Origin of the sequence: Bradyrhizobium sp. RT6a (genome assembly GCF_040547675.1) — a bacterium.
Lineage (GTDB): Bacteria > Pseudomonadota > Alphaproteobacteria > Rhizobiales > Xanthobacteraceae > Bradyrhizobium.
Map to the genome: position 1 here is coordinate 148004 of NZ_JBEPQC010000007.1, position 21517 is coordinate 169520.

Annotated in this window: 22 protein-coding genes and 1 pseudogene; 15 read left to right on the top strand and 8 right to left on the bottom strand. The window is 64.9% G+C overall.

Annotated elements, in window-relative coordinates; genetic code table 11:
- Positions 1 to 120 precede the first annotated feature (120 nt).
- Both ABIC03_RS30015 and ABIC03_RS30020 read left to right on the top strand, forming a co-directional pair.
- A complete protein-coding gene (locus ABIC03_RS30015; RefSeq protein ID WP_354063429.1) occupies positions 121 to 723 on the top strand; it encodes an NADPH-dependent F420 reductase in 603 nt (200 codons plus the stop codon).
- Complete coding sequence (locus ABIC03_RS30020) at positions 720 to 1145, top strand: nuclear transport factor 2 family protein (protein ID WP_354063431.1); 426 nt, start codon at positions 720 to 722, stop codon at positions 1143 to 1145. Before ABIC03_RS30015 ends, ABIC03_RS30020 begins: the two co-directional genes overlap by 4 nt.
- A gap of 21 nt (positions 1146 to 1166) precedes the next feature.
- On the opposite strand, the gene ABIC03_RS30025 is transcribed toward ABIC03_RS30020, so the two are convergent.
- Positions 1167 to 1826 (bottom strand): DedA family protein, encoded by a 660-nt coding sequence (locus ABIC03_RS30025; RefSeq protein WP_354063433.1) that lies wholly within the window; start codon positions 1824 to 1826, stop codon positions 1167 to 1169.
- 308 nt (positions 1827 to 2134) lie between these two features.
- On the opposite strand from ABIC03_RS30025, the gene cobS reads away from it, so the two are divergent.
- From cobS to ABIC03_RS30050, 5 genes are all read left to right on the top strand, one after another.
- Positions 2135 to 3133 (top strand): cobaltochelatase subunit CobS, encoded by a 999-nt coding sequence (gene cobS, locus ABIC03_RS30030; protein WP_275172738.1) that lies wholly within the window; start codon positions 2135 to 2137, stop codon positions 3131 to 3133.
- Between the two features lie 183 nt (positions 3134 to 3316).
- A complete protein-coding gene (gene cobT / locus ABIC03_RS30035) occupies positions 3317 to 5221 on the top strand; it encodes a cobaltochelatase subunit CobT (protein ID WP_027567980.1) in 1905 nt (634 codons plus the stop codon).
- On the top strand, positions 5218 to 6279 hold the full coding sequence (locus ABIC03_RS30040) for an esterase-like activity of phytase family protein (RefSeq protein ID WP_354063436.1): 1062 nt from the start codon (positions 5218 to 5220) through the stop codon (positions 6277 to 6279). Before cobT ends, ABIC03_RS30040 begins: the two co-directional genes overlap by 4 nt.
- A gap of 113 nt (positions 6280 to 6392) precedes the next feature.
- Positions 6393 to 7505: an NADH:flavin oxidoreductase/NADH oxidase gene (locus ABIC03_RS30045; RefSeq protein ID WP_354063438.1), complete on the top strand. Its 1113-nt coding sequence runs from the start codon at positions 6393 to 6395 to the stop codon at positions 7503 to 7505.
- A gap of 309 nt (positions 7506 to 7814) precedes the next feature.
- A complete protein-coding gene (locus ABIC03_RS30050) occupies positions 7815 to 8222 on the top strand; it encodes a hypothetical protein (protein ID WP_275172742.1) in 408 nt (135 codons plus the stop codon).
- Positions 8223 to 8405: 183 nt separating this feature from the next.
- On the opposite strand, the gene ABIC03_RS30055 is transcribed toward ABIC03_RS30050, so the two are convergent.
- The 3 genes and pseudogenes from ABIC03_RS30055 to ABIC03_RS30065 form a co-directional block, all read right to left on the bottom strand.
- The gene (locus ABIC03_RS30055) at positions 8406 to 8651 is read right to left on the bottom strand and encodes a PilZ domain-containing protein (RefSeq protein WP_007599245.1); all 246 of its coding nucleotides are present in this window, start codon (positions 8649 to 8651) and stop codon (positions 8406 to 8408) included.
- Between the two features lie 304 nt (positions 8652 to 8955).
- Positions 8956 to 10297, bottom strand: a pseudogene (locus ABIC03_RS30060) (T6SS phospholipase effector Tle1-like catalytic domain-containing protein).
- Positions 10298 to 10602: 305 nt separating this feature from the next.
- Complete coding sequence (locus ABIC03_RS30065) at positions 10603 to 10734, bottom strand: hypothetical protein (protein ID WP_354063441.1); 132 nt, start codon at positions 10732 to 10734, stop codon at positions 10603 to 10605.
- A 360-nt stretch (positions 10735 to 11094) separates the two neighbouring features.
- Here ABIC03_RS30065 and ABIC03_RS30070 point away from each other — a divergent pair, with 360 nt between their 5' ends.
- The 3 genes from ABIC03_RS30070 to ABIC03_RS30080 all read left to right on the top strand — a co-directional run bounded on the left by ABIC03_RS30070 (position 11095) and on the right by ABIC03_RS30080 (position 12092).
- Complete coding sequence (locus ABIC03_RS30070) at positions 11095 to 11352, top strand: hypothetical protein (RefSeq protein WP_354063443.1); 258 nt, start codon at positions 11095 to 11097, stop codon at positions 11350 to 11352.
- Between the two features lies 1 nt (position 11353).
- Positions 11354 to 11650, top strand: a complete 297-nt coding sequence (locus ABIC03_RS30075) for a hypothetical protein (RefSeq protein WP_007599252.1) — start codon at positions 11354 to 11356, stop codon at positions 11648 to 11650.
- Between the two features lie 163 nt (positions 11651 to 11813).
- Positions 11814 to 12092, top strand: coding sequence for a DUF1488 family protein (locus ABIC03_RS30080; protein ID WP_018452941.1), 279 nt, complete (start codon positions 11814 to 11816; stop codon positions 12090 to 12092).
- Positions 12093 to 12118: 26 nt separating this feature from the next.
- Here ABIC03_RS30080 and ABIC03_RS30085 read toward each other — a convergent pair whose 3' ends face one another.
- From ABIC03_RS30085 to rpmB, 4 genes are all read right to left on the bottom strand, one after another.
- Positions 12119 to 12661 carry a hypothetical protein gene (locus tag ABIC03_RS30085; protein WP_354063446.1) on the bottom strand — a complete coding sequence of 181 codons (543 nt, stop codon included), beginning with the start codon at positions 12659 to 12661 and terminating at the stop codon, positions 12119 to 12121.
- Positions 12658 to 12894 (bottom strand): hypothetical protein, encoded by a 237-nt coding sequence (locus ABIC03_RS30090; protein ID WP_275172746.1) that lies wholly within the window; start codon positions 12892 to 12894, stop codon positions 12658 to 12660. The genes ABIC03_RS30085 and ABIC03_RS30090 overlap by 4 nt, the downstream gene beginning before the upstream one ends.
- Positions 12895 to 12920: 26 nt before the next feature.
- Positions 12921 to 13439, bottom strand: a complete 519-nt coding sequence (locus tag ABIC03_RS30095) for a lysozyme inhibitor LprI family protein (RefSeq protein ID WP_354063448.1) — start codon at positions 13437 to 13439, stop codon at positions 12921 to 12923.
- A gap of 216 nt (positions 13440 to 13655) precedes the next feature.
- The gene (gene rpmB / locus ABIC03_RS30100; RefSeq protein ID WP_026232426.1) at positions 13656 to 13967 is read right to left on the bottom strand and encodes a 50S ribosomal protein L28; all 312 of its coding nucleotides are present in this window, start codon (positions 13965 to 13967) and stop codon (positions 13656 to 13658) included.
- 709 nt (positions 13968 to 14676) lie between these two features.
- On the opposite strand from rpmB, the gene ABIC03_RS30105 reads away from it, so the two are divergent.
- The 5 genes from ABIC03_RS30105 (at position 14677) to ABIC03_RS30125 (ending at position 21489) form a co-directional block, all read left to right on the top strand.
- Positions 14677 to 15486: a DUF3108 domain-containing protein gene (locus ABIC03_RS30105; RefSeq protein ID WP_354063450.1), complete on the top strand. Its 810-nt coding sequence runs from the start codon at positions 14677 to 14679 to the stop codon at positions 15484 to 15486.
- Between the two features lie 592 nt (positions 15487 to 16078).
- Positions 16079 to 19477, top strand: a complete 3399-nt coding sequence (locus tag ABIC03_RS30110) for a helicase-related protein (protein WP_354063452.1) — start codon at positions 16079 to 16081, stop codon at positions 19475 to 19477.
- An 84-nt stretch (positions 19478 to 19561) separates the two neighbouring features.
- Positions 19562 to 19831, top strand: coding sequence for an RNA-binding S4 domain-containing protein (locus ABIC03_RS30115; RefSeq protein ID WP_354063698.1), 270 nt, complete (start codon positions 19562 to 19564; stop codon positions 19829 to 19831).
- Positions 19832 to 19963: 132 nt separating this feature from the next.
- The gene (gene fdxA / locus ABIC03_RS30120) at positions 19964 to 20302 is read left to right on the top strand and encodes a ferredoxin FdxA (RefSeq protein WP_354063454.1); all 339 of its coding nucleotides are present in this window, start codon (positions 19964 to 19966) and stop codon (positions 20300 to 20302) included.
- Positions 20303 to 20646: 344 nt separating this feature from the next.
- On the top strand, positions 20647 to 21489 hold the full coding sequence (locus ABIC03_RS30125; protein ID WP_354063456.1) for a CarD family transcriptional regulator: 843 nt from the start codon (positions 20647 to 20649) through the stop codon (positions 21487 to 21489).
- Positions 21490 to 21517 lie beyond the last annotated feature (28 nt).

Here is a 21517-nt window from a genome sequence, read left to right on the forward strand (position 1 = left end):
TCGAAAGTTATCGTTGAAAATCTTACTACCAAGTCCCCTCTAATCAAGGGGGAATGGTTGCGCCATTTTGAGGTCACTGATCAGTCGATCTGATCTCCATACATCTCGGGAGCATTTTCCATGTCCACCATCGGCATTATCGGCGCGGGCAATATCGGCCGCGCCATCGCCCGGGCGTTCGCGCGTAAGGGCATCGCCACGACCTTGTCTAACAGCCGCGGTCCCGAGAGCTTGGCGACGGCTGTGGCCGACATCGGTCGGCTCGTGACCGCCGGCACTCGCGAGGAGGCGGCCGCCAAGGATATCGTGTTCGTCGCGGTCAACTGGTCGAAGCTGCCTGGCGCGCTTGCGGGCCTGCCGCCGTTCGGCGGCCGCATCGTGGTTGATGCCAACAATCCGATCGAGGCGCCGCTATTCAAGCCGGCTGAACTCGGTGGTCGCGCCTCGTCGGAGGTCTTCGCCGATCTGGTGCCCGGAGCGCGGGTAGTGAAGGCATTCAATCATCTGCTGTCAGAACTCCTCGCAGCTGACCCGACCACCGATGGGGGCAAGCGCGTGCTGTTCTACTCGGGAGATGATGCCGGAGCTAAGACCGCCATCGGCGCGCTGATCGAACAACTCGGATTCTTCGGCATCGATCTTGGCTCGCTCGCGATCGGCGGAACGTTGACCCAGTTTCCGGGTGGCCCGCTTCCCGCGTTGAACCTGGTCAAGTTCGATTGATCATCCGTCGCGGATATTCGCCGACAAATGATGTGAAGAAAGGCTGCAACATGACAACCGGCAATATCGAATTCGACCATCTGCTTCGTTCAAATCTGGAGCGCGTGTTCAACGAGCGCGACGAGGACAAGCGGCGAGCGGCCATAGCCGAGTTGTTCGTCGATGAGCCCGTCATGTACGAGCCGATGAATATCGTCCGCGGGCGGGCAGAAATATCGAGGATCGCGGGAGATCTTTTGAAGCAGTTCGGGCCGACTTTCAGGTTCGTGCCCGATGGCGCGGCTGTCGGGCATCACGGCTTGGGCCATCTAGCCTGGCACGCCGGGCCCGAGCACGGCCCGACCACCGTGACAGGGGCCGACGTGGCTGAAGTCGAAAATGGTAGAATCTCGCGGCTGTGGGTACTTCTCAATACGCCTTGAGAGAAGGTCGCGACGCTGGCGCTAGATCTGCGGCTTCGCCGCGGCGACAGCGCTGCCGTTCCGCCGGCGATAGATCCAGACCGCCAGGCTCAGAACGATCGCGACGCCGATCACGGTCAGGATCCAGATGTGCTTGCCGATATGCCCGTGATGCGGCAGCCCGGCGTATTCGTGCAGGGCCGACACTGCCAAAACACCCGGCAGCACATGCGCGGGTGCCCAGACCAGGATTGCCGGGATGTTGATGGCGTAGAAGCGGGCCGGGGGCATGCCCAGCGCGCCCGCCGTGACCGGGACGAAGGCACGGATCGGCGGCACGAAGCGGGCGAAGAACACCGCCCAGGTGCCGAAGCGGTGGAAGAAAGTCTCGCTCTGTTCGACCACGCGCGGATAATTGGTCAGCGGCCAGGTGTTGAGGATCTCCCGTTGCTGCCGGTGCCCGATCCAGTAAGCCGAACCGTCGCCGAGCACTGCGCCGAGCGCCGCCGCCAGCAACACCCATTGCAGCCTGAGCTCGCCGCCCGGGATCAGGGCGCTCAGCGCCAGGATGATGGTCGAGCCGGGGATCACCGACCCCACCACTGGAACCGCCTCCAGCAGGGCCGCCAGGAACAGGGTCAGATAGGCCAGCCACGCATGGGCCGAGACGAATGAAATGAGGGGATCGAGAAAGGACGTCACATCGTCTCTATGGTGGGATTGGGTCTCGGGGTTCGGACCCTGCATTCGGACCCTACATAAGTAACGAGCGGCGGTAAAAGTGCCACCCGCGTGGGCAGGACGTGCCTTCCGCACGAAATTCAGGCGTGATTCGCAGGGCAGCCTTCCAAAAATCGCGTTCCTTGCCTATCTAAATGAAAAGACAACGGAACTTTGATTGGGGGGCGGGCTTCTGCCCGCACGTTGTCTCTGATAGGTTCGCAACAGCACCCAGCCGCAGCCAACGTGCAATAACTGGTCTCGGGATCGCCCGGGACCTCGGAGGATTGATGACGACCGCCGCGATGTCCAAAGTTGAGGAAGTTTCCGGTTTGCCCGACATGAAGGTGTCGGTGCGCCAGGTGTTCGGGATCGACAGCGATCTCGAAGTCCCCGCTTATTCCGAAGTCGATCCTCACGTCCCCGAAGTCGATTCCGATTACCGCTTCGATCGCGCCACCACGCTCGCCATTCTGGCCGGCTTCGCCCACAACCGCCGCGTCATGGTCACGGGCTATCACGGCACCGGCAAATCCACCCATATCGAGCAGGTCGCCGCGCGGCTGAACTGGCCCTGCGTGCGCGTCAACCTCGACAGCCACATCAGCCGTATCGACCTCGTCGGCAAGGACTCGATCGTGGTCCGCGACGGCAAGCAGGTCACCGAATTCCGCGACGGCATCCTGCCCTGGGCGCTCCAGCATAATGTCGCGCTGGTGTTCGATGAATACGACGCCGGCCGTCCGGACGTGATGTTCGTGATCCAGCGCGTGCTGGAAGTCTCCGGCCGCCTGACGCTGCTCGACCAGAACAAGGTGATCAAGCCGCATCCGGCATTCCGCATGTTCTCGACCGCCAACACCGTCGGCCTCGGCGACACCTCGGGCCTCTATCATGGTACCCAGCAGATCAACCAGGGCCAGATGGACCGCTGGTCGATCGTCACCACGCTGAACTATCTCAGCCATGACGAGGAAGTGGAGATCGTGCTGGCCAAGGCCAAGCACTATCGCACCACGGAGGGCCGCGACATCGTCAACAAGATGGTTCGCCTCGCCGATCTCACCCGCAACGCCTTCGCCAATGGCGATCTGTCGACGGTGATGAGCCCGCGCACGGTGATCACCTGGGCCGAGAACGCCGACATCTTCGGCGACATCGGATTTGCGTTCCGGGTCACCTTCCTCAACAAGTGCGACGAGCTCGAACGTCCCCTCGTCGCCGAGTTCTACCAGCGCTGCTTCAACGCGGAGCTGCCGGAATCGGCGGTGAACGTGGCGCTCAGCTGATTACTCTCGGTGTGCCGTCCCGGCCGAGTGCGCAATTGCGCACGGGGGCCGGGACCCATACCGCGTGATGTCTCGAGTGAAGCGACGCTGCTAATTTCTCCTGACGCAATGATCGCCGGTGGTTATGGGTCCCGGCCCCCATGCGCAATTGCGCACTAGGCCGGGACGACGGGTAAGGGCGAGATGAGCACCACCTCCAACTCCAAATTCCGCAACACCAAGGAAGCTCCGACCGAGCCGTTCAAGCGCTCGGTGGCCTCCTGCCTGAAGGCGATCGCCAAGGCGCCCGAGCTCGATGTCAGCTTCGCCGCCGAGCGCCCCGGGCTCGCACCGGGCAAGGCGCGGCTGCCCGAACCCGCGCGAAAAATGACCAGGCGTGACGCCGCGATCGTGCGCGGCCATGCCGACTCGATCGCGCTCAAGCTCGCCTGTCATGATCCAAAAGTGCATCGCAAGCTGATGCCCGGCAATCCGCAGGCGCGCGGCGTATTCGAGGCGGTGGAGCAGGCCCGTGTCGAGGCGATCGGCGCGCGGCGCATGGCGGGCGTTGCGAAAAACCTCACCGCGATGCTCGACGACCATTTCCATCGCGGCAAGTTCGACGAGATCACGGATCGCGCCGACGCGCCGCTTGCCGACGCGCTGGCGATGCTTGTGCGCGAACGCCTGACCGGCATGGCGCCGCCGACGGCCGCGAAGAAGATGGTCGATCTCTGGCGTCCTATCCTCGAAGACAAGATCGGCAGGCGCCTCGACCGGCTCGACACCGTGGTCGAGGACCAGACCAGGTTCGGCGATGCCGTGCATGATCTCCTGACGGCGCTCGAGATTGGCGACGAGCGCAGCGCCGACAGCGAAGACAATGACGAGAACGACGAGAACCAGGACGGCGACAACGATCAGTCCGGCGCCGAGGGCTCGCCCGATTCCGATGCCGCGCAGGAGATGAGCGCCGACCAGGCCCAGGCATCGAGCGAGGAGATGAGCGAGAGCGCGATGGAAAGCGCGCAGGCTTCGACCTCCGACACCTTCGACGACGGCGAGCTCGGTGACGACGAGACGCCGGGCGAGGCGACGCGGCCGAATTCGCACGGCAAGAACGAGCCGCGCGGGCCGGAATATCACGCCTTCGCGCCGAAATTCGACGAGGTCATCGCCGCCGAAGACCTCTGCGATCATGACGAGCTGGAGCGCCTGCGCGCCTATCTCGACAAGCAGCTCGCCCATCTGCAGGGCATCGTCGCCCGGCTCGCCAACCGCCTCCAGAGGCGCTTGATGGCGCAGCAGAACCGCGCCTGGGAGTTCGATCTCGAAGAGGGCATTCTCGACCCCGCGCGCCTGTCGCGCGTGGTGACCGATCCCTATCACCCGCTGTCCTTCATGCACGAGAAGGAGGCGACGTTCCGCGACACCGTGGTGACGCTGCTGCTCGACAATTCCGGCTCGATGCGCGGGCGCCCGATCACGGTCGCTGCGACCTGCGCCGACATCCTCGCCCGCACGCTGGAGCGTTGCGGCGTCAAGGTCGAGATTCTCGGCTTCACCACGCGCGCCTGGAAGGGCGGGCAATCGCGCGAGGCGTGGCTTGCCGCCGGCAAGCCGGCCAGTCCCGGCCGCCTCAACGATCTCCGCCACATCATCTACAAGTCGGCGGATGCCCCGTGGCGTCGCGCGCGTAAGAATCTCGGCCTGATGATGCGCGAGGGGCTGCTGAAAGAGAACATCGACGGCGAGGCGCTGGATTGGGCGCACAAGCGCCTGCTCGGCCGGCCCGAGCAGCGCAAGATCCTGATGATGATCTCGGACGGCGCGCCGGTCGACGATTCCACGCTGTCGGTCAATCCCGGCAACTACCTCGAGCGGCACCTGCGCCACATCATCGAGGAGATCGAGACCCGCTCGCCGGTCGAGCTGATCGCGATCGGCATCGGCCATGACGTGACGCGCTATTATCGCCGCGCGGTGACGATCGTGGACGCCGAAGAGCTCGGCGGCGCCATCACCGAAAAACTCGCCGAACTCTTCAGCGAGACCAATACCGCGCCGACGCAGCCGGCCGGTCGCCCGCGACGCAAACTGCATTCGTGAGCAACCATCGATCCCGCCGCAGCTTTATCGGCCACGCGGCGGCGGGATTTTCCACTCTCGCACTGTCTCGCCTGGCGCAGGCACAGCCCGCGCCGAAGCCGGCGCTGATCGAGCACGCCGTCGCAGCCCCCGTCGGCATCGAGGTCAACGCGCGGCCGATCCCAAATTTCGAGCCGCGCGACCGCGCGCGCACGCGCTTTGGTTCGCTGGACTATCGCGGCGGCCTGGTGCTGACCTCGCCGCATCGCGGCTTCGGCGGCCTGTCCGGCTTCCGCTTCCTCGACAGCAAAGGCGAGCGCTTCCTCGCGATGTCCGACCAGGGCACCTGGTTCACCGGTCGCATCCGCTATTCCGGGCGGAGCATGACGGGTCTCGACGACGTCGAGGCCGCGCCGGTGCTCAATGCGCAGGGGCGGCCGATCACGGAGAAGCGGCTGTGGTACGATACCGAGGCGCTCGCGCGTGACGGCGACCTCGTCCATGTCGGGCTCGAGCGCGTCAACCAGATCATGCGGTTCGATTTCTCGAAGGGCGGCACAAGCGCCCGCGGCGAGGTGCTGCCGACGCCGCCGGGCTTGCGGAAACTGCCCTACAACAAGGGGCTGGAGGCGCTGGTGTTCGTCCCCAAGGGGCAGCCGCTCGCGGGGACCTTGATCGCGCTGTCGGAAGGCGGCTTCGATGCCGACGGCAATCTGATCGGATTTCTGATCGGCGGCCCCACACCCGGCCAGTTCAGCATTCGCCGCACCGACCAGCAGCTCATCAGCGACGCCGTGCTGCTGCCCTCGGGCGATCTCCTGATTCTCGAACGTAAATTCTCCTGGTTCACCGGCGTCGATATCCGCATCCGCGCGATCCCCCTGAAATCGATCGCGCCGGGCGCAGTGGTCGACGGCCCCGTGCTGTTCAAGGCCGATCTCGGCCACGAGATCGACAACATGGAAGGCATCGACGCCCACGTCACGCCCGAGGGGGAGACCGTGCTGACGCTGGTGTCGGACGACAATTTCTCGATGCTCCAGCGCACGCTGCTGCTGCAGTTCGCGCTGGTGGAATAGCCGCAATGCATCCCCCGCGAGCCGCCATTCCCGCCGCGCGGCTGGCAATTGGCGCATCGCCCACTACACTCTCCCCAACTCCCGCCCCTCCATCCCTTTCGGAACTCCCCCGCATGAGCGCCCTGTTTTCCCCGATCAAGCTGCGCGGCCTGACCTTGAAGAACCGCATCGTGGTGTCGCCGATGTGCCAATATTCGGCCGAGGACGGCGTTCCCACCGACTGGCACTTCACCCACATCAACAATCTCAGCCTGTCGGGCGCGGCGATGTTCTGCATCGAGGCGACCCATGTCGAGGCGATCGGCCGCATCACGCCGGGCTGCCTCGGGCTCTACAGCGATGCCGCCGAGGCCGCGCTGAAGCAGATCCTCACCTCGGTGCGGAAACATTCCTCGACCGCGGTCGCGATGCAGCTCGCGCATGCGGGCCGCAAAGCCAGCAGCGCGCGGCCCTGGGACGGCGGCCAGCTGATCCCGCAGAGCGAGGGCGGCTGGCAAACTGTGGCGCCGTCGGCGCTGCCGCACAAGGAGGGCGAAGCTGCGCCGCTGGCACTCGACGCCGCCGGCCTCAAGCGCATCCGCGATGCCTTCGTCGATGCGGCGAAACGCGCCGACCGGATCGGCATCGATGCCATCGAGCTGCACGGCGCGCACGGCTATCTCCTGCATCAGTTTCTGTCGCCGATCTCGAACAAGCGCACCGACGAGTGTGGCGGCTCGCTCGAGAACCGCATGCGCTTCCCGCTGGAGGTCTACGACGCGGTCCGCGCGGTGTTTCCGCACGACAAGCCGGTCGGCATGCGGGTGTCGTCGACCGACTGGGTCGAGGGCGGTTGGGATCTGGCGCAGACGATTGAGTTCGCCAAGGCGCTGAAGGCGCGCGGTGTCGACTGGATCGATGCCTCCTCCGGCGGCGTCTCGCCGCTGCAGAAGATCGCGCTCGGCCCCGGCTACCAGGTGCAGTTTGCAGAGGCCATCAAGCGCGAGACGGGTTTGCCCACCATCGCCGTCGGCCTGATCACCGAGCCGAAGCAGGCCGAAGACATCGTCGCATCCGGCAAGGCCGACATGATCGCGCTCGCCCGTGGATTGCTCTACGACCCCCGCTGGGGCTGGCACGCCGCAGCGGAGCTCGGCGGCGAGGTCGAAGCCCCGCCGCAATATTGGCGCTCGCAGCCCTCGACGCAAAAGGCGCTGTTCGGCAAAACCACGTTCGGCGCGCGGTGAGGGGCGCGAGTGTGGCGCGAGGACCGCGCCGCATTTACAGTGTCGTCCCGGCGAAGGCCGGGACCCATACCGCGTGATCTAACGACGAGGCGTGGTGGGAGTTGTCAGTGTGCAACTAAACTCTGAGTCTTCGTAAAACATCTCCCTGGGGTTATTGGTCCCGGCCTTCGCCGGGACGACGCGAGAGTGGGGCTTGGGTCGTCACGTCCCACTCCACCCCACCTCACGCATCCGTAGATCCCCTCAGCTTCCACCTCCGCCAAATCTGGCTTAACCTCACGCGCGTTCAACGCCTCACGGAGGCCCGCCATGCGGTTTCGTATCCGGAAAGCTGCCCACGTCATCGAGCGCGTGGGGCTTGCGATGGCGGGCGCGGCGTGCGGGTTGTTCGTCGGCGCTTATGTGGGATCCGCTATACCCGCGCTCACCACCGAGGGCTTCCTGCTGCTGATGATGGTGCTGGGCTTCGTCGGCTTCTATCTCGGCATCGACACGCCGCAGCTGCCGTTCGACGAGGCCCACGGTGACATCGACGCCGCGGAGCTGTTGAGCTCCGCCGGCACGCTCTGCGCCACGTTCACCGCGCTTGCCTCCGTCGCCATCATCGTGCTCCGCCTCGAGCCGCATATCGCCTGGAGCTGGTTCGCCCTGTTTGGATGGATCGCAGGCGTCGCGATGCAGATCGTCGCGGGCGCGAAGGCGCGGATGCGGACGTAGGCTTCTTCCTTCTCCCCTTGTGGGAGAAGGTGGCGCGGAGCGCCGGATGAGGGGTCTCTCTCCGCAGATCCAACTGTGGGAGATGTACCCGCGGAGAGAGACCCCTCACCCGTCTCGCCGCTCTGCGGCGAGCCACCCTCTCCCACAAGGGGAGAGGGTGATTAAGCTGACGTCTCGCTCCCTCTAAAACACCACGCCCACCTTCGTGCCGCGCTTCCACGCCACGCGGCAGCGTTTCTTGGTGTTGACGTGCAGCAGCTCGAACCGATCGGGAATCTTCACCTGCCCGCCGAGATCGACGCAGGCGCCACCGGGCGAATAATCGATCAGCGTGCAGGGAATCACCGGCGCGCGCGGGTCGGTGATGATCTTGGCCTGGCGGGACACGAGGCCCGCGGGTTTGACGCGGGCATGTCGTCGCGGATGCATTGGCACTCTCCTCCAATTTCCGCGGATGGCGCGGGTGGTTTTGGGAGATGATGCAGAGGAGTTGATGCGATCCGGCTAAGGCGGGGCGGAGAATTTTAATGAAATGTGTCGGTGAATGGAGAAAGCGGCGGTAGCGGGGTGGGGCGGCTTTCCCCTCTCCCCTTGTGGGAGAGGGTGGATCGCCACGAAGTGGCGAGACGGGTGAGGGGTCTCGCACGGCATACGAAGCTTTCGCGTTCGCGGCGACAACCCCTCATCCGGCGCTTCGCGCCACCTTCTCCCACAGGGGGAGAAGGGAAGGCGCTCACCCCACCACGATCTCCCCCGCCTCCGCCGCCATGCCCACATGCGGCGGCAGCGGCATCGGCACCGTCACATAATCCTTCGGCAGATTCACCGGCCGGTACTCCGGCTCCACCGCCATCCGCTTCACCACGCTCTCATGCACATGCGCGCCTTCGGCGATGGGGCGCGGTTCGCAATCGGGGATGTAGAACCCGAAAAACACCTTCCGCTCCGGCCATTCCTTGTAGGTCGCGCTCTTCGGCAGATACTCCAGCACGCGCCACACCGCCGTCATCGAATTGTGCAGCTCGCCCGTCTTGCCGGTGTAAGCCGGCGGCACGTATTGGAAACGGCGAGTTCTTGCGCTGGATGCCCCAGGCGAGCTGGTTCACCGTGCGCGGGTTGAAGTTCAGCCCCGCCTTGGCCGCCTCCTCGATCATCCAGAGCAGCGGATATTTGGACTCGCCGCTCTCGGCTTCCGGATAGCCGCCGCCGACGTCGCAATGCACGCCGGCGAACCACACCTGCAGGATGTCCTGCGCCTCCTTCTTTTCGTCGGGCACGTAGCGATGGCGCCAATACTCCTGCGGCTCCTCATACGCCTTGAGGCGGAACATGCGGCGCTGCTCGTCGATCGCGATCGCCTGGCGAAAGATGTTGACGCTGGGATTGCGCAGCGTGAAGGCGAGCTCCTCCAGGCTGAAGACGAGGAAGAAGACGTCGCGCCGCGGCACGATCACGCTCGCCACCGTGTCCCAGACGCCGATGAAGTGGATGGTCGGCCAGCGCGTCGAGGTGATGCGCGCGAATTGCGCGGCGAGGTCGAATTGGTCCTTCGGCAGCGGCCCCTGATCGTCGACGGCGATGTCCTTGAGGTCCTCAATGTCGTTGCCGCGTCCGGTGCCGGAATATTGCTTGTAGGCGACGAGGCCGGAGCCTGCGAGGTTGGCCTGCTCTGGCGAGATCAGGCCGATCTTGTGGATCAGCCCTGCCAGCACCCGCACGGTGTAGGCGCCGCGCGAGAAGCCGAACAGATAGATCTTGTCGCCGGGCGCGTAGTGCTCGATCAGGAAGCAATAGGCCGAGAGCACGTTGTCATCGAGCCCGTAGCCGGTGGCGAGCCCGAGCACCAGATTGACGTTGGCTTTCCAGCGGTGCCACGTCGACGGCTCCGTCACCGTGCCGACCCCGGGATCGTAGAACACCATCTGCCGCGGCTTCGTCTTGTCGGTCTTGCGCAGGCAGCGATAGAGCTTCAGGACGTTGGAGATATTCTCCGAGATCTCGTTGCCGGTGCCGTCACAGCAGATGACGAGATTCTTCGGCTCGGATGTGTGGTCGGCGTTGCGCTCGTGCTCCACGGTACTCCCCTCCCGCTGATGCTACCCGGGCGAGTATAGCGGAAAAGGGCGGGGAGAAGGAGATGGTGGTGACTCCCGCGCGGCGCCAGTGTTTTTGGGGTGATTGGGCCGCGGACTCCGCTGCACCTCTCCCGCCTGCGGGAGAGGTCGACGCGCCTCGGGCGATGCGAAGCATCGTCCCGAGCGCGGCGGGTGAGGGCTCTCTCCTCTTGGGGGTTCTCGCTTGCGGAGACACCCCCACCCCAACCCTCCCCCGCAAGCGGGAGAGGGGGCGCACCTCATTCGCGGTCGGCGTTGTCGCCCCGCTACTTCTTCTTCTGACCAATCTCCGGCTGCCAGGCCGCATCCTTGCGGCTGGGCGCTGCGGCGCTGATCTTGATCTTGTCTTTCTTCGGCTTCTTGGTTTCGCGGTTGCTGCGTTGCTGTCCCTTGGCCATGACGTCGTCTCCTCCTGGGTTTCGAATTCGTCCGCGTGCGAGATCGGCGCTGCAACGGTCGCTGGGCATGACGACGAGACGCGTCCACCCGAGCCATTGAAGATCGCCGCCGCGCACACGAGGCGCGAAAGATGCAGCGCAACATCGACGCGCGGCAATTGCGTGAGCTGCGCTGACGTGGTCGAGCGTACGCCCGCGCCATGCCGATGGCGAGGACTAAAACGCCGCGCGCGCGTGTCGCGCTTGCCGCTTAAGTCCCGGCCCGCGCTGACATAAAGCTGGCTATTGCCGGGTAACAAGCGCATGGTCCGCCACAGCTGGCGTCGGTTGGGGCCCCTTCTTTGCGAAAGGCAGGCGCGCATGACCATCCGCTCGCGGCGAGAAACCATTACCTTCAAGCATCCATTCCACATCCGCGGTGTCGCGCGCGAATTGCCGGCCGGCGCCTATGAGGTCGTCACCGACGAGGAGATGATCGAGGGCCTGTCCTTCGCGTCCTATCGTCGCGTCGCCACCATGATCACGGTGCCCTCCGAAGGCGTGCGCGGTGCGACGGAGATGCTGTCGATCGGCTCGGTCGATCTTGCGGATGCCCAACGCATCGACGCGAGTACCTGAAATGACTGACATCCCGGTCGATCTCGACAGCCACCGCGGCATGGCCGCCCAGAAGGCAACCGATCTGCGCCGCGCGCTGGCCGACGTCGAGGCCCAGGTCAGGGAGCTGCGTGAGCGCGAGGCCGAGCTCGAAAACCGCATGATGTCGGTGCCCGCCACGTCCTGGCCGGAGGCCGCCGTGAAGGCCCGCCATCTGCTCAACCTCTATGCCGCGAGCCTGCCCGCCGAGGACACCCGTCACCGCGCGCTGGTGGCCGCGCTGTTCGACGATTTCGCAAGGCTCAACGGCGACGGCTGACGGTAAGCCAACTCCGGCGTCGTCCTGGCGAAAGCCAGGACCCATAACCACCGAAGTGCATTGTTTTGTACGCTTGTGCCACAGCGTGCTTCGCTGACCGGCTCCCCCCGTGCGCCATCGCGCACAAGCCCGGCACGACGCGCGGCCGCAAAAGGAACACCCCATGACGCTCACCAGCAGCCGCTTCATCGCCCACGACCAGGACCGCGGCATCGTCCAGTTCTCGATGCAGGACGGCGCAAAGGAGATCGCCTGCGCGATCTCGACCTCCGCCATGGACGACCTCGAGCGCGGCCCGCGCGCCAGGCCCAGCGAGCGCGAAGAGCAGTTCACGCGCCTGCGCGAGCGCATCGAAGCCTGCACCGGACGCAAATATCAGGCGACGGAGTTCGAAGGCACGCCGCCGGGGATCGTGCTGCGGAGCATTGATTTTCGGGGGTAGGGCGCGCAAAGCAGCGATCCCGCGTCTCACGCGGCCCGGTCGAGTTCCTTCTCGTAGGCCTTCAGGCTTCCCTTCAAGGTCTCTTCGAGTTTGGCCGTGCGTGATCCTATCGCCGCATTGGCCGCTCGCACGGCGGCCGCTTCGATCGCCTCGTCGCGGCTGAGCTTGTCGTGATGAAACAGCCATTTTGCGACCGTCGCCCAATCCCACAGCGGACTGTCGGACGTCACGCGGGCGACCGGCGCGGGAAAATCCTTGGCGCGCTGACCCTTGGAATATTGCGTCATCGCCGCACGCGTCATTCCGGTTCGGGTGGCGATATCGGAGAGGCTGACGAACGGGTCGGGCTCAACGCGATCGACGTGGGCGCCGGCGGCCTGCACGTTTTGCACCGCCGTGACGATGGCCTCGCTGACTGATTTCGCCTCCCGGGTGAAGTCGACGATGATGTGGCCCTTCTGGAAGGCGATCGCCGCATCGTCGCAGCCGGCATCGTAGAAGCGCTGCTCGAAATCCTCCGCCGCAGGATCGAGGCCGGACGCAATAATGCTGAACTCGAACTTCTTCACTTGTCTTCCTCCTTTCCGTGCGGGCACCGGCCGATCGCCCGCATCACCTGCCGAGCATGGTCTTCCGGATTCTTCGGCGTACCGTTCACGCCGACCTGGCAGCCGTCACGTCCGGCATGCGCGCAGAACAGCCGCCCCCAATGCCCCATCTTGCGCCACCGCCATCCGATCGACTCGGCGTGCGCGACGACGGCCTCAATCTCCTTATGCGGGTGCCTCGGCCGATCAGCCATGAGGAGACCTGAATATAAGGCAAGTGTTAACAAATGTCAACACTATTGAGCAGCGACCGTCGGGGACTGCGATCAGTGCTTTGATCACGCGCTTTTCCTCGACGCTTACGCGACCTCGTCGCGTCCAGAATGCACGACCAGGTCAAATTGCCCGTGACCGAGGAGCAGGTCGTTTCTCGTTGCGTCAGCCAGTTTCGCTGGCTCTCTAATAAAGCTTGGCGATCTTTCGAGATTCTCAGCGCTTGTTGATAGGTGCGTCCCATGAACGCATCCCATTGAGCTAAGGTGACGTCGCCGCATATAGCGCGATCCACGGGTGACTTAACAACTCGACAGTCAAAGCTTGGGTTGGGCTGACTCGCCGGCGTCTGTTGTGAGGGGATTGTTGATCGGACTTCCGGAAGGATGCCGGTCTCTAAGCAGTCAACACGTTGGTTGACGTCTGCAATCGCTAGACAGTGACGTGCGATTGCATTTTGATCTTGCGAAATAGCACTAGTGTTGAGCGCGGTCAGGAGCGCCGCTCCCCCGATAACTGAACACACAATTGCGTGGTGTCGCAGTCTGCTCGTAGCCCGCCCCCCGCCTAGCAACTTTTGCTTGTAGTTTGTTCTACCTTATCCAAAAGGATGGGGCGCGAAACAGCCTACTTTCGTACCTCCAAAACAAAACGGCCGGATCTTCCGATCCGGCCGTCACGTAAAACTTGATCCGGCTAAGCTACGCCTCGCGACGCAAGCCCTCGCCCAATCCGAAAATTATTAGCTCGCCTTCTTCTCCGGCGCCGGGGTCGGGCCGACCTTCTTCTGGATGGCGCGCTTCAGCTCGAGGGCGCGCGGCGACAGCACGGCGGCCTTGGCCTTGAGCAGGAAGGGATCGAGGCCGCCATTGTGGTCGACGCTCTTGATCGCGTTGGTGGAGACGCGCAGGCGCACGTTGCGGCCCAGCGCTTCGCTGATGAAGGTCACGTTGACCAGGTTCGGCAGGAAGCGGCGCTTGGTCTTGATGTTGGAGTGGCTGACCGTGTGGCCGACCTGGGGGCCCTTGGCCGTCAATTCGCAGCGGCGAGACATGGCAAAATCCTCAATCTTTCCCAACGATGTGCGGCCGCCATTCGGGGCGCCACGGGCAAATTCTCTGTCCTTGCAGGGAGCGGGCGGACGTATAGGGGGGAAGCGGCGGGACGTCAAGGCGACGGGCCGTTTTTGGCCCGTCGTTCCCCCATTGCGCGCTTGCGCAATGTGGGCGCGCGAGAGCGCGAAACCGGGATCTCGAGCGGCATAAAGCGGTGTCATCGCCCGGCTTGCCGCCTTCGCTGAAGCTTCGGCGGGCCGAGCACCCGTGTAGGCCTCGGCGTAGCCTTGGCGGAGCCGGGACCGGGCGATCCAGTACGCCGAGACGGTACGGCTGACCAGAGGGGCCGCGGCGTGCTGGATGCCCCGGTCAAGCCGGGGCATGACGGCGGTGGAGGTGGCGGGGTGAGGTGCGGGCTTCTGACCCGGCCCGATCACCAAAACGGCAATGATTATCGCGCCTTACCATCACATAAAGGGCGTATTCGCGCCCGAAGTATCAGGTGGAGTTCCGGACGCGGATAGGCCCGGACACATTGCTTGGCGCGGTTTTTGGCTTAAGTAACAACCGTTCGCGCCCCGATTGGATTGTTTCGTGCTCACAACGCCTCATCTTGCGCCAAGTCTGCGTCCAAATGAGCTGCGCCCAAATGAGCTGCGCTCAGCGGAGCGGCGCGCAAGTGATCCGCGCTCTGCCGGCCGCTGGGTCATGGCGGCCCTTTTCGGGCTGGTTTTGGCGTGGGCAGCGGAGCCCGCGGCGGCGCAGGGCAAGCTCGAGGCGCAATACGAGGCGACGCTGGCGGGCATTCCGGTCGGCAAGGGCGCCTGGAACATCGACATCCAGGACGACGTGTTCGCGGCCGCGGCCTCCGGCGGCACCTCGGGGCTTTTGAAATCGTTCGCGGGCGGGTCCGGCACCGGCGCCTCGCAGGGCCGTGTGGTCAACGGTGCGCTGGTCGCGACCGGCTACCAGGCCTCCACCACCACCTCGAAGAAGACCGAAGAGATCCGCATCACGCTCGACAAGGGCAATGTGAAGGATTTTGCCATCCTGCCGGAGCCGCCGGTCGATCCCGACCGCATCGTCGTCACCGACGCGCATCGCCGCGGCGTCTGGGACCCGATGACGGCCTCGCTGGTGCGCGTATCCGGCACCGGCGATGTGCTGTCGGCGGACGCCTGCCACGGCAGCGCCGCCGTGTTCGACGGCCGCATGCGCTACGAGCTCAAGCTCGATTTCAAGCGCATGGAGAACGTCAAGGCGGAGAAGGGCTATCACGGCCAGGTCGTGGTCTGCTCGCTGTATTTCGTCCCCATCGCCGGCTACATCCCCGACCGTCCCGTGATCAAATATCTCGCCGCCCAGCGCAACATCGAGGTCGCGTTCGCGCCGATCGCCGGCACGCGCATCCTGGTCCCGTTCTGGCTGAAAGTGCCGACCCCGCTCGGGCCGGCCATGCTGGAAGCGACCTCCTTCATCACCACGGCCCAGCCGCCCAGGGTGGCGAAGACGCAGTAGGGCTGGCGTCCCGCGCTGAACCTCCCTTTTTGGTGAGAATAAACGCAAGCGATTTCAATGACATGCCTACTGTGCATGGGGTTGTTTTCGCGCTTTTGTTTTGGAGGGGGTCCAGGAGCGGGAATCCATTTGACTCCTCCCCGATTCTGATTCGACTCCGCGTCGTCCCCAGCTTTAACGATTCCGCCATTGAAACGTCGCTTGTGCGGCGGGCCAAAACTCCATCTAGTGCGAACCAATAGGCCTCCCGCGACATCTTGCGAGAACGGAACAGGACTCAAGGGGGAGTCAGCGATTCGGCCGCGATTCGTTCTCAACTCGTTCCGAAGCTTAAAGCCAACGGGAAAAGCGTCGCAAAGTGAGACAGTTGCGCGGGATCTGGGGAGGGGCGCCGCATTCTCCGCTGTCATGCCCCGGCTTGACCGGAGCATCCAGTACGCCGCGCCCTCTCGGTCTGATCTGCGCCGCCTCTGGAATACTGGATCGCCCGGTCGAGCCGGGCGATGACAGCAGTGTGTGAGGCCAGCCCTTCGCGCCGCCGCCCCAAAACAGCACTGACATTCGCCCCAATCGCCATTACCTAATCCCCCAGATGCCTTTTTCCTCCTCCCCCTTCGCTTCCGATCGGCTTCCCGGCGCCGGCGTCACTGCGGTGCTTGGTCCCACCAACACCGGCAAGACCCATCTCGCCATCGAGCGGATGCTCGCGCATCCCTCCGGCATGATCGGGCTGCCGCTGCGCCTGCTGGCGCGCGAGGTCTACAACAAGATCGCCGCGCGGGTCGGCAGCGATGCCGTCGCGCTTGTGACCGGCGAGGAGAAGATCAAGCCGAAATCGCCGCGCTACTGGGTCTCGACCGTCGAGGCGATGCCGCGGGATCTCGACGTCTCGTTCCTCGCCGTCGACGAGCTGCAGATCGCGTCTGATCTCGAACGCGGCCACGTCTTCACCGACCGCATCCTCAACCGCCGCGGCCGCGACGAGACGCTGCTGCTGGGCGCTGCGACGATGCGTCCGATCATCGAGCGGCTGCTGCCCGGCGTCTCCATGATCACGCGGCCGCGCCTGTCGCAGCTGGAATTCGCGGGCGATCGCAAGATCACGCGGCAGCCGCGCCGCACCGCCATCGTCGCCTTCTCGGCCGACGAGGTCTACGCCATCGCCGAGCTGATCCGCCGCCAGCATGGCGGCGCCGCCGTGGTGCTGGGCTCGCTCTCGCCGCGCACCCGCAATGCGCAGGTCGCGATGTTCCAGAACGGCGAGGTCGATTACCTCGTCGCCACCGACGCCGTCGGCATGGGCCTCAATCTCGACGTCGACCACGTCGCCTTCGCCTCCGACCGCAAGTTCGACGGCTACCAGTTCCGCCGCCTGACGCCGTCCGAATTCGGCCAGATCGCCGGCCGCGCCGGCCGCGCCACCCGCAACGGCACCTTCGGCACCACCGGCCGCTGCGCGCCGTTCGAGCCCGAGCTCGTCAATGCGCTGCAGAACCACACCTTCGATCCCGTGAAGGTTTTGCAATGGCGCAATTCGAAGCTGGATTTTGCTTCCCTCGGCGCGCTCCAGGTGTCGCTGAACCTGGCCCCGGGCCACGAGGCGCTGACGCGCGCGCCCATCGCCGAGGACATGCGCGTGCTCGACCACGCCGCCCGCGACGCCGAGGTGCGCGATGTCGCGCATGGCAAGGACGCGGTGGAACGGCTGTGGGAGGCCTGCCAGGTCCCGGATTATCGAAAGCTGTCACCGGCCGCCCATGCCGAGCTGGTCACGACGCTGTACGGCTTCCTGATGCGGAAGGGATGCATCCCCGACGCCTGGTTCAGGACCCAGATCGACCAGGCCGACCGCGTCGACGGCGATATCGACACGCTGTCGGCCCGGATCGCGCAGATTCGCACCTGGACCTTCGTCGCCAACCGTCCCGACTGGCTGAAAGACCCGGAACGCTGGCAGGGGATCGCCCGCGAGGTCGAAAATAAATTATCGGATGCGCTCCATGAACGCTTGACTGAGCGTTTCGTTGATCGCCGGACCAGTGTATTGATGCGCCGCCTGCGGGAGAACACGAGCTTGAATACGGAAATCGGCAAGACCGGCGAAGTCATCGTCGAAGGCCATGTCATCGGCCGCCTCGATGGCTTCACCTTTGCACCGGATGCGGCGGAAGCCGGCTCCGATGCGAAAGCGTTGCAGGCTGCAGCGCAGGCCGTGCTCGCCGGCGAGATCAATGCGCGCGCCGAAAAACTGGGCAATGCGCCGGACGAGCAGTTCGTGCTGACCTCGGAAGGCATCATCCGCTGGACCGGCGACGCCGTGGCGCGGCTGTCTGCCGCAGAGGACGCGTTGCATCCGCGCATCCGCATCATCTCCGACGAACGCCTCACGGGCGCCCCCCGCGACAAGGTGCAGGCCCGGCTCGACCTCTGGCTCAAGACGCATATCGAAAAGCTGCTCGGGCCGCTGTTCGAGCTCAGTAAGGCCGAGGACGTCACCGGCATCGCCCGCGGCATCGCCTATCAGCTAGTCGAGGCGCTCGGCGTGCTGGAGCGCCCGAAGATCGCCAACGAGCTGAAGGACCTCGACCAGCCCTCGCGCGCGACCTTGCGCAAATACGGCGTCCGCTTCGGCGCCTATCACCTCTATTTCCCCGGCCTGCTCAAGCCGGCCGGGCGTGCGCTGGCCGCGCTGCTCTGGGCGCTGAAGCAGGACAATGTCGATCCCTCGGCGCTGTCGGGCGCGCAGCATCTGGCAAGCTCCGGCCGCACCTCGTTCCCGGTCGACAAGCAGCTGCCGCGCGATGCCTATCGCGTGCTCGGCTACAAGCAGGCCGGCGAGCGCGCTGTGCGCGTCGACATCCTGGAGCGCCTGGCCGATCTGATCCGTCCGGCGCTGGCCTGGCGCGAGAACGCGTCCGGCGAAAAGCCCGCCGGTGCATTCGACGGCCGCAGTTTTGTGGTGACGCAGGCGATGACCTCGCTCACCGGTTCGGCCGGCGAAGATTTTGCCTCGGTGCTGCGTGCGCTCGGCTATCGCATGGACAAGCGTCCGCCGCTGCCGGCGAAGCCGGTTGTTGCGGAAACGCCGGCTGCGGAAGCAAGCACCGAAGCTCCGGCAGAGACGCCGGTCGAGGACGCCGCAGCGCCTGCGGATGCCTCGATCGAAGCCGCCGCCGAGCCTGTGACCGTCGAAGATGCGCCAGGGATGGAGCAGCACGACGAGCCCGCGCAGGATGAGCCGGTGCTTGAGGCTTCCGTCACGCCGGAAGACGCTCCCGGCATCGCGCCACCGGAGGAAGAAGCTGCAGTCTCCGCTGAGGCTGCCGCTCCTGCTGAAGCCGCTCCCGCCGAAACCGCATCTGCCGAGACTGCTGCAGCCGAAGCCGCGGCATCGGCCGATGCGGCAGCACCCGTGGAGGCCGCGGCCACGCCCGCCGAGCCCGAGCTCATCGAGGTCTGGCGTCCCGCCGGCCGTCACGACGATCGCAAACCGCGCCACGAGCGCCATCGCAACCAGCGCCATCACCAGCCGCGTCCGCAGGCGACTGCGGAAGCCGGCACTGCTCCTGCCGAAGGCGAAGCCGCGCCGGCCGCCGACGGCGAGAAGCGCGGTGAGCGTCATCGCCATGGCGGCGGTCATCGTCGCGATGGTGGCAGAGACTTCCGCAAGCCGCGCGAAGGCGGCGCCGAAGGCGCGCCACGTCCCGAGGGGCGCGACGACAAGAACCGTCGCTTCGAAGGCAAGAATGGCGGCAACAAGGACCGCGACAACAAGGATCGCAACAAGGGCAAGTTCGGCGGCGATCGCGACAAGGGCCGCGACAACCGCGGCCGCGACCGCGACAAGGGCCGCGACCGCCAGGGCGGACCGTCGCTGCGCCCCTACGCATCGAGCGCCACCCCGCGCGAACGCGATCGTCCGGTCGATCCGAACTCGCCCTTCGCGAAGCTCGCCGCGCTGAAAGAACAGCTGTCCGGGCGCAAGGAGTAGCGTAGCGTTTTCAAGCGAAGTGCGGAGCGGTTCGCGTGAAGAAAACGCGTCAGAAGGAATAGAGTCACGACCGAGCGGCAGCGCATCGACAAATGGCTGTGGCACGCGCGGGTGGTGAAGGCGCGCACCTCCGCTGCCGAGCTTGTCGAGTCCGGCCATGTTCGCGTCAACGGCGCACGCGAGAAATCGCCGGGGCATGCGATCAAGATCGGCGACGTGCTCACCGTCGCGCTCGATCGCACCGTGCGCGTCTTGAGAGTCGTCGCCTTTAACGAGCGCCGCGGCGATGCTGCCTCGGCTCGTGTGCTCTACGAAGAGCTGAGCGAAGGCCATCCGAATTCTCAGCGCAATTAATTGCGCTTTGAATTCATTTCTTGGTCGATCAAGCGCATAAAGCCGTCATGATCGGCCGTTCCTGAGCTTGCGGCGCCGGGCCATCCGCGCTACGCAAGCCGCGACTTTTAAAAGAGCTTTTCGGAGCGTTGGATGACTTACGTCGTCACTGAAGCGTGCATCAAGTGCAAGTACACCGACTGCGTCGAGGTCTGCCCGGTCGATTGTTTCTACGAGGGCGAGAACATGCTCGTCATCCATCCTGACGAGTGCATCGACTGCGGCGTGTGCGAGCCGGAATGCCCCGCCGATGCCATCAAGCCGGACACGGAACCGGGCCTGGAAAAGTGGCTCACGGTCAACGCCGACTACGCCAAGAGCTGGCCGAACATCACCCAGAAGAAAGAATCACCCGTCGACGCCAAGGATTTCGACGGCATGGAGGGCAAGTTCGACAAGTATTTCTCGCCGAACCCCGGCTCCGGCGACTAATTCGGGTCAAACTTAACCCTATTAGCGGCGTAACCGCCGAAAACCAGCCCTTAAGACCCCTAAATCATTGATTTTTGCGGGAAATGTGCTATATTGGGCACATTGAGCCGAACCCTGGTTAGCCCCGTCGGCCCCGTTGGGTTCCCGTGAAACCAAATGTCGAACAGGGGCGTGGCAGTTTCCGCGCGCAGGCTGTGTCACAGAAAACGCGTAAAAAGAGTACTTCAGCGAAGGCTTCCCATAAGGACGCCAAGAAAGTCGCCGCGGCCAGCCGTAGCGCATCCAAGGGTCGGACCGCGACGAAGGCGCCGGCTGCAAAGTCCTCGAAGAACAAAAGAAGCGCAATGCCTCACAAGACTGCCAAGCCGGCCGCGAAAGCGACCGTTGCCAAGCCTGTTGCCGCCAAGCCTGCCGCCAAGCCCGCTGTAACCAAGGCACCCGCTGCCAAGGCTCCCGCTGCCAAGCCCGCCGCGCCGAAGGCTCCTGTTGCGGCTGCTCCTGCCAAGGCTCCTGTCGCTGTCGCCAAGCCGGCCGTGAAGCCCGCGGCTGCTGCGCCGAAGGTCGAGGAAAAGAAGGTCGTGACCCAGCGCCAGGGCTTCAAGGCCAACGAATTCGTCGTCTATCCCGCTCACGGCGTCGGCCAGATTCTGGCCATCGAGGAGCAGGAGATCGCCGGTGCGAAGCTCGAGCTGTTCGTCATCAACTTCATCAAGGACAAGATGACGCTGCGCGTGCCGACCGCCAAGGTCGCCAATGTCGGCATGCGCAAGCTGTCGGAGCCCGCGCTGGTGAAGCGTGCGCTCGAGACACTGAAGGGCCGTGCCCGCGTCAAGCGCACCATGTGGTCGCGCCGCGCCCAGGAATACGAAGCGAAGATCAATTCGGGCGACATCGTCGCGATCGCGGAAGTCGTGCGCGACCTCTATCGCTCCGAGTCGCAGCCCGAGCAGTCCTACAGCGAACGCCAGCTCTATGAAGCCGCGCTCGACCGTCTCTCCCGCGAGATCGCGGTGGTGCAGCACTCGACCGAGACCGAAGCGGTCAAGGAGATCGAGGCCCAACTCGCCAAGAGCCCGCGCCGCACCGGCGCCAAGTCTGAAGCCGCCGAAGGCGAGGCCGATGCGGACGCCGAGGGCGATAGCGACGAGACCGATGGCGGCGCCACGGTCGCCGACGAGGCCGCGTAAGCGTCTCGCGCGTTCATCACAACCAAGC